The organism is Paenibacillus sp. TAF43_2, from assembly GCF_052113545.1.
In the GTDB taxonomy this organism is placed as follows: Bacteria; Bacillota; Bacilli; order Paenibacillales; family Paenibacillaceae; genus Pristimantibacillus.
In genome coordinates, this window is the sequence record NZ_JBFRDK010000204.1 from 1 (window position 1) to 10,398 (window position 10,398).

Annotated in this window: 10 protein-coding genes; all 10 read right to left on the reverse strand. The window is 45.5% G+C overall.

Annotated features, from left to right (window positions below; all coding sequences use genetic code 11):
* On the reverse strand, positions 1–1,089 hold a 1,089-nt coding region (locus AB4Z17_RS28595), incomplete at its 3' end, for an ABC transporter substrate-binding protein (protein ID WP_441963584.1).
* Between the two features lie 221 nt (positions 1,090–1,310).
* Positions 1,311–2,954 (reverse strand): putative polysaccharide biosynthesis protein, encoded by a 1,644-nt coding sequence (locus tag AB4Z17_RS28600; RefSeq protein ID WP_441963586.1) that lies wholly within the window; start codon positions 2,952–2,954, stop codon positions 1,311–1,313.
* Positions 2,955–2,974: 20 nt separating this feature from the next.
* Positions 2,975–3,700 carry a ThuA domain-containing protein gene (locus AB4Z17_RS28605; protein WP_441963588.1) on the reverse strand — a complete coding sequence of 242 codons (726 nt, stop codon included), beginning with the start codon at positions 3,698–3,700 and terminating at the stop codon, positions 2,975–2,977.
* A gap of 32 nt (positions 3,701–3,732) precedes the next feature.
* The gene (locus AB4Z17_RS28610) at positions 3,733–4,215 is read right to left on the reverse strand and encodes a DUF456 domain-containing protein (RefSeq protein ID WP_076267515.1); all 483 of its coding nucleotides are present in this window, start codon (positions 4,213–4,215) and stop codon (positions 3,733–3,735) included.
* A gap of 7 nt (positions 4,216–4,222) precedes the next feature.
* Positions 4,223–4,975, reverse strand: a complete 753-nt coding sequence (locus AB4Z17_RS28615) for a Cof-type HAD-IIB family hydrolase (RefSeq protein WP_339204476.1) — start codon at positions 4,973–4,975, stop codon at positions 4,223–4,225.
* 177 nt (positions 4,976–5,152) lie between these two features.
* Entirely contained in the window at positions 5,153–6,607 is a 1,455-nt protein-coding gene (locus AB4Z17_RS28620; protein WP_441963590.1) for an ABC transporter substrate-binding protein, read from the reverse strand.
* Between the two features lie 141 nt (positions 6,608–6,748).
* Positions 6,749–7,618, reverse strand: coding sequence for a metal ABC transporter permease (locus AB4Z17_RS28625; RefSeq protein WP_441963592.1), 870 nt, complete (start codon positions 7,616–7,618; stop codon positions 6,749–6,751).
* A complete protein-coding gene (locus AB4Z17_RS28630) occupies positions 7,615–8,556 on the reverse strand; it encodes a metal ABC transporter permease (protein WP_441963594.1) in 942 nt (313 codons plus the stop codon). The genes AB4Z17_RS28625 and AB4Z17_RS28630 overlap by 4 nt, the downstream gene beginning before the upstream one ends.
* Before the next feature lie 3 nt (positions 8,557–8,559).
* Positions 8,560–9,366, reverse strand: coding sequence for a metal ABC transporter ATP-binding protein (locus tag AB4Z17_RS28635; protein ID WP_339204480.1), 807 nt, complete (start codon positions 9,364–9,366; stop codon positions 8,560–8,562).
* Positions 9,367–9,400: 34 nt separating this feature from the next.
* Positions 9,401–10,354, reverse strand: a complete 954-nt coding sequence (locus tag AB4Z17_RS28640) for a metal ABC transporter solute-binding protein, Zn/Mn family (RefSeq protein ID WP_441963596.1) — start codon at positions 10,352–10,354, stop codon at positions 9,401–9,403.
* Between the last annotated feature and the right edge of the window lie 44 nt (positions 10,355–10,398).

Genomic DNA, 10,398 nt, shown 5'->3' on the forward strand with positions numbered 1-10,398 from the left:
CTTGTCACTTGTCACATACTTGAGAAAATCCCATGCGACCTCCTTGTTTGGAGAGTCTGCTCGAATTGCAAACAGATTATTAAATGACATCATACTCGATTCATCTGGACTTTGCTGTCCGATTGGAGCAGTCACAATGTCCCAATTTTTTACGATCTTATCTTTCAGGCTTGGATAGTCGCTTGCCTGCTTGATTTGATTCGTGTAACCAACGTCTTGAATCGTCATCGCCAAACGACCGGACAAGAAAGGATCTGATAACAGGTAGTCCTCATAGGACTGTGACATCGCTCCCGATTGGCTGCTCATACTTTCAAAATAAAGCGCGTTTGATTCTACTGCATCCAGCGCCTGCTGAAATACATTTTTCCACGAATCCGTATGTATGGTCATTTGCTTTTGCCCAGCATTCACATAGCTAACTTTTTCAGACTCTGCCAGCATGATGGCCAAATCAAACAGCTCCTCGCGATATCCCATCTTTAAACCGTATACCCGCTCCTTCCTATCACCGTCTGTAGGGAAACGCCTCGCCAATTGTATCGTTTCATTCCAGCTCATTCGGCTTCGCGGAAGCTCAATTTTGTATTTTTCAAATAAATCCTTGTTGTAGTAAATAACTTGGCTGTAGAAGCTAGGCGCTAAACCGTATACTTTGCCGCCGCCCTGCTCTTTCAAATAGTCAAGCATACCGGGAATCAATCCCTCGATTTCGTACTTTTCCTTTTCCATAACAGCATCGAGATCATAAAGCTTGCCTTCTTGTGACAGCTTTTGGTACCTCTCTCCATCCAGCATTAAAATATCAGGCTGTTTTTCTTCTATAAATTTGTTAAACGCAGTATCGTAGTCTGTATTTTCTTCACTATACATCGACTGATTGCTAATGACTTCAATTTCAACATTCGGATATAATGCCGWGAACACCATGCCATAATCTTGAAAGAACATGCCTTCATCGTAATACATGACCTTCAGTGACGACTGCTTCATTTTATTACTGTCCTTATTGTCACCTCCAAAGCTGCAGCCAGTTGCCACTAATGCCAAAACAACGACTGATAAAACAAACCTCGACCATGCTTTCATCTTTCGTTTCTCTCCCTCTCCGCTTATCCCTAGTGTGTATCCATATCCTACTGATATATAGTCTAGAGGAAAAAACTTACTAATTCTCTCTGCTATTTCTTAACATTAGCTTAATGAATGTTTAAGTTTTTCAAAGTTTTCGAAGCAGCATGGGAGCTCTAACGAAAAAAAGGACACATCCCCTATAAGGGCTGTGTCCTTTCTTCCATGAAAACTTATGATTATACCGCTTTTTTGTAAAATGGCTTTAAAACAATCCCGAGTATTTTGCGGAGCGGCCCTGGGAACGAGCGCACATCCTCTGGTGTGATAACGCGAAGCGCAGCGAGCAATATGATATAAAGTGAGCCTACAACAACAGATGCAACAGCAGCTGCCAAGAAATAGGAAAGCTTATCTGCCCATGCTCCCGTAATAGCCAGCACCCCGTACTCAGCTCCCCAGCCAGCGAGTGCAGGTACAGCAATTGCGATCAAATAGGCAATCCATTTGCCGCCTAGCACGTTCAAGTTAACGTCCTTGTTAATGCTTCTTAAGTTCAAATACGTTATGACAACGAAACAAATCGTAGATCCAATAATAAATCCGTATACGCCAAGCAAAGGAGCAAGCGCCAGACTGAACACCACTTTAAGCGCCAAACCAATAAATGTATGGTTCATCGGCAGCTTAGGTTTGTTGAGTCCGTATAGGATCGAATTAGAAATCATCATTGTAATTTGGAAGATCGCTCCGGCTGTAAGCATCGCTACCGTCCCGCTTCCGCTTGGTGTCGTAAATAACAGTCCAGTTACGGAATAAGAGGCTACTGCCAGCAGCAGCGCAACCGGTACGCCTGTAAACAACACAATCCGCATGACGAGCGAGGATTGACGCTGTACTTCTTTCATATTATTCAAGGCAAATGCCGAGGAAATGATCGGAATAATCGAAGCGCCGAGAGCAATCGCAAGAATCGGAGGTATGCCTGCTATCCCCATCGCCTTCGTGGAGTAATCCGCCAACGCTTTTGTTGCTGAATTTTCATTATAAAAGGATTCCGTCAATCGCATAAATATCGTTATATCAAAAAAGTACAAAAGCTGTACCGTCATCGCCGTTACGACAGCAGGAATGGAAGTGCCGAATATTTCTTTATAAATGGTCCGATAAGGCAGGTTGGAGCTTGTCTTTAGCGACTTATCCTTCACATTAGTAGCAGATTTGGCATGCTCCGATTGATCTTGTTTTTTCAGCTTACGCCAAAACCACATCATAACCGAAAATGCACCAATACTTCCGAGCACAGAACCAAACGCAATAGCTGCAGCGCCGTACTTATCTCCCCAGCCCCAGCCGAGAACGATCAGGGCTAGTCCAATTCCACCGATGAGCCGCAAAATTTGTTCCATGATTTGAGAAATACCGCCTGCGGACATGATCTGCCGGCCTTGGAAGTAACCTCGCATCATCGCAATAATAGGAAATAGCAGCAGCGCAGGCGCTATAGCTTGCAGCGATAAAGCTGCATCCGGCACCTTCGAGAACCGTTCATAAGCAGGTGCAAAAACAAACATCGCAGTGGCAAGCAATATCCCTGTCACTGCTCCAAACATTAATGCCGCTCGATAAATTCGTTTGGCTTCATCGGGCCGGCCAAGCGCATAGCGCTGTGAAATCATTCGACTAATCGATAGCGGTATGCCGCCCGTCGCAATCGTTAGCAGTAATAAGTAAATCGTATTCGCTGAGTTGAATGCCGCTTGTCCGGCAGCTCCCAGCATGTATTCGAGCGGAATCCGCTGGAACAAGCCGAGAAACCGGACGACCAGCGCTGCGGCTGCCAGTATAATTGTGCCTTTAATTAATGAGTCTTTTTTTAGCATAATGGTCTGTCAAAGTCTCCCTATCCTTTATTTCCAATGGGCTCCAGCGGCTGATGATTGCCGCGTACGGGCACTGCTGCATGAGATGGAGAAGCCCAGCGCACACCATTTTGAATCACTTGCAGCACTTGCGGGTTATAGTAGGTTGGATAAGTCTCATGCCCCGGACGGAAGTAAAAGATTTTGCCTTGGCCGCGGTTAAAGGTACAGCCGCTGCGGAACACCTCGCCGCCTTCAAACCAGCTCACAAATACAAGCKCATCCGGCGCCGGTATATCAAAATGCTCACCATACATTTCCTCATGCTCCAGCGTAATGTATTCCGGCAAGCCGGCTGCTATCGGATGCGCTGGATTTACGACCCAAATTCTTTCCTTCTCGCCTGCTTCGCGCCATTTCAGATCACAGCCTGTGCCCATCAGCTTCTTGAAAATTTTTGAGAAGTGACCCGAGTGGAGCACGATTAAGCCCATGCCTGCGAGTACACGCTGCTGCACACGGTCTACAATGGCGTCATCCACCTGGTCATGCCCCATATGTCCCCACCAGATTAGAACATCCGTATTGGCTAGACGCTCCTCTGTAAGGCCATGCTCAGGCTCCTCAAGCGTTGCTGTCGCCACTTCGATATCTCCACTTGCGATTCCTTTGGCTAAAGCTTGATGAATGCCATCTGGATATACATTTTTGACTTCCTCATGAATCTTCTCATGCAAAAACTCATTCCATACGGTTACTTTAATCATTGAGCTATCCACCTTTTATTCATTTCATTTCATTAAAAGACGAGCCATAGGACAAACACCACGATCATCGCCAGCTGTAAAATTACCTTCACGACTACGCTTGAAAACAATCCTACAACTGAACCTAAACCAACCTTCAGCGATTTGTCAAAACGTGTTCCGATAATCATCTCACCAATGACGGCACCCACAAAAGGACCGATAATAAGGCCAAGTGCTGGGATAACGAAAGGACCAAAGATAAGACCAATTGTACTGCCGATCACTGAGGCTCGCGAGCCTCCAAATCGTTTGACGCCCCAGGCGCTAACCGCATAATCGGCGACAAACAGCACGATTAAAGTTACCGTCTGAATGAACCAGAACCAAAAACCAAATTCACTAAACGAGAAAAATAAGCCATAAACAAAAAATGCCCCATAAATGGCAAGAGCTCCCGGAAGAATCGGATAAATAGCCCCTGCCATCCCTACTACAAATAATAGAATAACTAACGTCCAGCCTAAAATATCCATACCTTTCTCATCCCTTCAGAAGGTAACGTCTAATCACTTCTGCAACTCCATGCTCATTATTCGTAAAAGTAATGAAGTCTGCAGCTTCCTTGACTGTTTCCTGCGCATTGCCCATCGCTACGCCTAACCCAGCTTCGCGAATCGCCGCAATATCGTTCAAGCTATCGCCAACAGCAATGACTTGCGACATCTCGATGTTAAGCAAGCCGCATAGCTCTTGAAGCGCGCTTGCCTTTGAAACGCCGAGCGGATTAAGCTCCAAATTAAACGGTGAGGAATTCGTAATCTCAAGCGCTCCCCAGCTTTGTACTTCAGCGAGCAGCTTCTCTCTTATGCTGTCATCCTCTGTGTAATAGCCGAATTTCAACCAGTGATGTGATGCATAATCATCAGCAGGTGTAATCCATTTCTCTTTATTGTAAATTTCATCAGCTGTATACGCCCAGAACCACGGCTCGCCATGTGCCAGAGCAAGCTCATGCAGCCTTTGCACGTAAACATGGCTTAGATGAGTACGTTTATGAAGCACATGCGGACGATGCCAAATCTCACTGCCGTTTACTGTGATCATAGGTGTTTCCAGCTTCAATTGCTCAGCGTAAGGCAATGCACTGCGAAAGCCTCTGCCCGTTGAGAAGCTGACAATAACGCCAGCATCAAGTGCTTTTTGAATCCATTCTGCATTTTCTGTACTAATTTCACTCTGTTCATTTAGCAATGTCCCGTCCATATCAAGCGCAAGCAATTTATAATCTCCCAATATTGTGCCTCCTCGTAAATGCCGTATCGTTGTTGTACCTAACTAGTAAATTATTTTAGCACATTTACGACAGATTCCAAATGAAAGTCACTCTAAAAAACACGAATTCATCATACTTGCTCAGAAAAAAGGAGCAGCCTCCGCTAATTTGCGTAAGCATGCTCCCCATCTCTTAACTTACTCCGTTGTTTCAATGGTAGTAACAGATCCACTGCTTTCCGAAGTTCCAGCTCCTTCAGCACCTTCAGTAGGTACAGGATCTTCCTTCAACAGCATTTCTTGGCCTTTCACCTGCAAAATATCAAGCGCCGCATCCAGTTCCTGTTCCTTTTTCTTCACTTTTTCAAGCTCTTGACTGGCTGCCCCTCTAAATTCTCCCCAGAAGCTTTCCGGCAGCTTGTCAAAATCCTTGTAGCTATTAAATGTACTTGGCTTCAAATCATAAAATGCCGCAAAATTATGTCCTTCTGTATCCGTAATATATTTAGTGCGGACAGGCAAGCCATTATAATTGTTCGACTTCGACTTGACTCTTGCAAAGTCCTCACTCGTTACATAGCTAAGGAATTTCCAAGCAGCGTCCTTACTCGGTGATTCCGAGCGAATGGAGAAAATGTTGTTAAAAGACATCATGCTTGATTGATCCGGATTTTGTTGTCCAACCGGAACAGTTACAATATCCCAGTTTTTCACAATCTTATCTTTTACTTTTTCATTTTCAGCCGCTTGCTTGATTTGATTGATAAAATTAATATCGCCCATCGTCATCGCCAATCGGCCCGCTATGAAGGGATCGCTTAACAAATAGTCCTCATAGGATTGCGCCATCGGTTYGTCGCCACCTTGGTTGCGCATGCTATCAAAATAAAGCGCGTTCGAATCCAATGCATCAATTGCTTGCTTAAATGCATTTTTCCATGAATCTGTGTTTATCGTCATTTGTTTTTGCGAAGCATTCACATAATTAACGTTTTCTGAATTAGCAAGAATGCTTGCCATTTCAAATAAATCTTCGCTGTAGCCCATTTTCAGCCCGTATACGCGTTCCTTTTTGTCGCCATCCGTAGGGAAGCGGCGTGCCAATTGTATCGTCTGGTCCCAGCTCATGCGATTGGTTGGCGGCTCGATTTGGTATTTCTCAAATAAATCCTTGTTGTAGAACATAACTTGACTATAAAAGCTTGGCGTCATGCCAAAAACCTGTCCGCCGCCATTTTCTCTCAAATAATCAAGCATGCCGGGAATCAAGCCCTCTGTATTATACTTTTCCTTCTCCATAACCGGATCAAGATCATAAAGTTTGCCGTCGAGTGCCAGCTTTTTGTATTGATCAGTATCAAGCATCAAAATATCTGGCTGCTCCTCTGTAATAAACTTGTCGAGTGCAGCATCCATATCCTTGTTGTCGCCTTGATACATTTTCCTATTTTCTACGACTTGAATTTCGATATTTGGATATAATGCCGAGAACACCATGCCATACTCCTGAAAGAAAGAACCTTCATCGTAATACATAATTTTCAGTGTAGATTGCTCATTTTCTTTTTGTTCGTTTTTGCCCCCAAAGCTGCAACCCGTTACCAATAATGTAAAAACAACTAGCGGTATGACGAATTTTGACAACACTTTCATTTTCAATTTTCTCTCCTCTTCAGTTTCCTCCTAATATGTACCAATTACATTACGATTCTTTTTGGATAAAAGTTGCAGTTATACACCTTTTTTTGAAATAAATATGAAAAAAGCATCCATTAAGGATGCTTTTCGCAATGATTATGCTAACTTTCTTAGACGCAATTTCTTGATTACAATGCCATGTGAGGGCGAGAACAAAAATGCGATAACGAACAATAATGCCGCTGCGCAGACCATACAGCCAGCAATTGAAGCATCTAATAAAACAGCTGCACCATACCCGATGAATGTGCTTGCTACGCCGGCTGCCACACTCAAAACGATCATCAGGCCGAGCCGATCTGTCAGTAAATAAGCGGTAGACGCCGGGATAATCAGCAGTCCTACAACGAGTATGGCTCCTACGCTTTCAAAGGAACTGACAGTAGCCATCGAGACAAGACCCATTAATAAATAATGAAAGATAGCTACAGGTATGCCGATTGCAGCCGCAAGGGCGGGATCAAACGCGCATAACTTGAATTGTTTATAGAACAAAACGATAACTGACGTTATGATCAGCAGCGTTGTACCGAGCAGCCATACCGCTTTCGGGCCCATATTTACGCCGCCAAGCTCCCAAATATTCCAGTGCACATACGCAATCTCACCGTACAAAATCGCATCCTGGTCCAAATGCACCTGACGAGCATACAAGCTTACTAGAACGACGCCAATGGCGAATAATGCTGTAAAGACAACGCCGATCGAAGCATCGGATTGAATGCCGCTTTGCTGAAACATTTGAATAAGAARGGTCGTCAGCAATCCGCATAATAGTGCTGCGAACATCATTAGCAGAGAATCGCGCGAGCCGCTGAGCAGAAACGCGATAACGATACCGGGCATGACGGAGTGGCTAATGGCATCGCCGATCATCGCCATTTTGCGCAAAACAAGAAATACACCTAAAATACCGCAGCAGCTTGCTACTAGAGCACCTGTAAGCAAGATCCAGAAGTCGCTCATAATGCCGCCTCCTTCTTCACTTTGCCCTCAAGCAGCATTTCGGAGTCACGATTATAGCTTTGCTTCACTCTTTGGCGCACCAGTCTTTTTGCAAGCAATCCGCGCTGTGGACCAAATAGAATGGAAATGCAGAAGAGCAATGTTGCTGCCAGCACCGTAACGGGTCCTGTTGGCAAGTTAGACACCGATGCGCTAATCCAAGTGCCTGCCGCACCGCTGACTGCACCGAATATACCTGACAATACAACCATGAGCCCAWGGCGATCCGTCCAGTATCTAGCCGATACGGCCGGTGTAATAAGCAGCGCAGCTACGAGTACGACACCTACCGCTTGAATGCCCGCTACTACAGCAACGACGATTAGAAGCATAAGCAGCTGCTCAAGAAAGGCTACGGGATAACCGATGCCTCTAGCAAACCCGGGATCAAAGGAAATAATTTTAAACTGTTTAAAGAGCAGCGTGCAAACCGTAATAAGAGACACACATACGACCGTCATCGTAATAACGTCAGATGCAATCATAGATGCCGCCTGCCCAAACAGGAATTTATCCAATCCGGCTTGATTGCCATAGCTGCCATGCTGGATAAGTGTAAGCAGTATGATACCGAGGCCAAAAAATCCTGACAATACGATACCCATCGCTGCATCCTGTTTAAGCTTAGAGTTACGAGTAATATATCCAATACCGAACGTTGCGATAAGACCAGATATGCCTGCTCCTATGAGAAACAGTCCAATCGATTTAACGCCAGTAAGCATAAATGCAATGCATATGCCTGGCAATGCCGCATGGGCTAACGTATCGCCCATTAAGCTTTGTTTCCTAAGATACGAGAAGCAGCCGATCACTCCACTGCTTAAGCCAAGCAGCGTACAGCCTAGAAAAATCCATTGCATATTCGGATCGGTCAGCATCGACCATATTCTATCCATGAATTACTCACCCTTTCCGTCAAAACGTGACGGAGACTGCATGCTGCGATCAAGAAACGCCAGTCTGCCGCCGTAAGTACGCTGTAATTTCTCCTGCGTAAAGGTTTGTTCTGTTTTGCCGAATGCTTGAAGCTCTACATTCAGAAGCAGTACCGAGTCGAAATAATCTTGCACAGTCGCTAGATCATGATGGACAACGATGACCGTTTTCCCTTGCAGCTTCAGCTCTTGCAGCAATGTGATAATGGCTTTCTCTGTCGCTGCATCCACGCCTGCAAATGGTTCATCCATAAAGTACAGCTTCGCGTCCTGCGCCAGTGCACGCGCTAGAAACACGCGCTGCTGCTGTCCGCCAGAGAGCTGACTGATTTGCCTGCCCGCATAATCGGCCATGCCAACCTTGTTCAGGCACTCCAGCGCAATCGCCTTATCCTTCGCGCTTGGGCGGCGGAACCAGCCTAAATGGCCATAACGGCCCATAAGTACAACATCAAGCGCATTCGTTGGAAAATCCCAATCCACCGATTCTCGCTGCGGGACATAACCGATCATTTTCCGCTGCTGCTTATAAGACTTGCCGTATACTAACACTTCTCCGCCAATACTCGGTATGAGGCCAAGAGCCGCCTTCATCAGTGTCGATTTACCTGCGCCATTGGGTCCGATTACCCCGACGAGCTCACCCTCGCTTACTTCAAACGATACGTTCCGAAGCACTGGCTTCTTCTGATAAGCAACGCTTAGTCCCTTAATCGTAAGCGGTGCAATTTGTTTCGTATTTTGCTTGGCTGCTGTTGTGGATTGGTTCATTTTTATCACTCACTTTCCTTGCCTTTTTTATGTGCTATTTCAAAGCGGCTGCAATCGTATCCACGTTATGCTTCACCATTCCGATATAAGTCCCTTCAAACGTACCGGCATCTCCCATTGCGTCGGAGTAAAGCTCTCCGCCAATTTTCACCTCATGGCCTAAGCTTCTTGCCCCTTCTATGACCGATTCAATTGATTTTTTCGGAACGCTGGATTCGATAAATACAGCTTTTATTTTTTTCTCAACTAAGTAGTCGCGCAGCTTGCTAACATCCTTTGAGCCGTACTCCGACATCGTATTCATACCTTGCAAACCCGTGACAGTTAGACCATACGCTTCGCCAAAATATCCAAATGCATCGTGTGCTGTTACTAAAATGCGGTCTGCCTCTGGAATAAGTGCAATTTGCTCTCTCGCATAATTGTCCAGCTCCTCCAGCTGCTTGATGTAGGCTGCTGCATGCTCTTTGTAGTACTCCGCATGGACCGCATCCTTCTCCATCAGCGTGTCGCGGATCACCTCTGTTGTAGAAATCCAAAGCTTCACATTGAACCAAATATGCGGATCATGCATGCCAGCCCCTTGCCCTGGGGCAGAGTGTAGCTGATCTTCCGTCAAATATTTGGAGACGGCTACCGTCGGCTTGCGCTTCTCCAATTTCTCGAACATCTCGCCCATCTTGCCCTCTAAGTGCAAGCCGTTATAAAAAATAATGTCCGCATTATCCAGCTTCCGCACGTCTCCTTGAGATGCCTTGTATAAATGGGGGTCAATTCCTGCCCCCATCAATCCGCTAACATCGACATACTCGCCGCCTACCTGCTGCACGACGTCCGTGATCATTCCTGTTGTTGTCGTAATTTTCAATTTCCCATCGCTCGTTCCTTGCTGCCCGCAAGCTGAGGTTACCATTGCCGTCATCGCCAAAAAAGCGATAACCATAATAAATCTCCGAAGAGCAGAATTTGCTTTGTACGTTTTACGCATTGTGCTGCCTCCTCCATCCCTATCATTTTTTATATGCTCTAAAG

What these genes read in the sequence shown, in the direction of transcription:
- AB4Z17_RS28600 (WP_441963586.1), bottom strand. Translation starts at nt 2,954, where the DNA reads ATGCTAAAAAAAGACTCATTAATTAAAGGCACAATTATACTGGCAGCC.
- AB4Z17_RS28610 (WP_076267515.1), bottom strand. Translation starts at nt 4,215, where the DNA reads ATGGATATTTTAGGCTGGACGTTAGTTATTCTATTATTTGTAGTAGGG.
- AB4Z17_RS28635 (WP_339204480.1), bottom strand. Translation starts at nt 9,366, where the DNA reads ATGAACCAATCCACAACAGCAGCCAAGCAAAATACGAAACAAATTGCA.
- AB4Z17_RS28640 (WP_441963596.1), bottom strand. Translation starts at nt 10,354, where the DNA reads ATGCGTAAAACGTACAAAGCAAATTCTGCTCTTCGGAGATTTATTATG.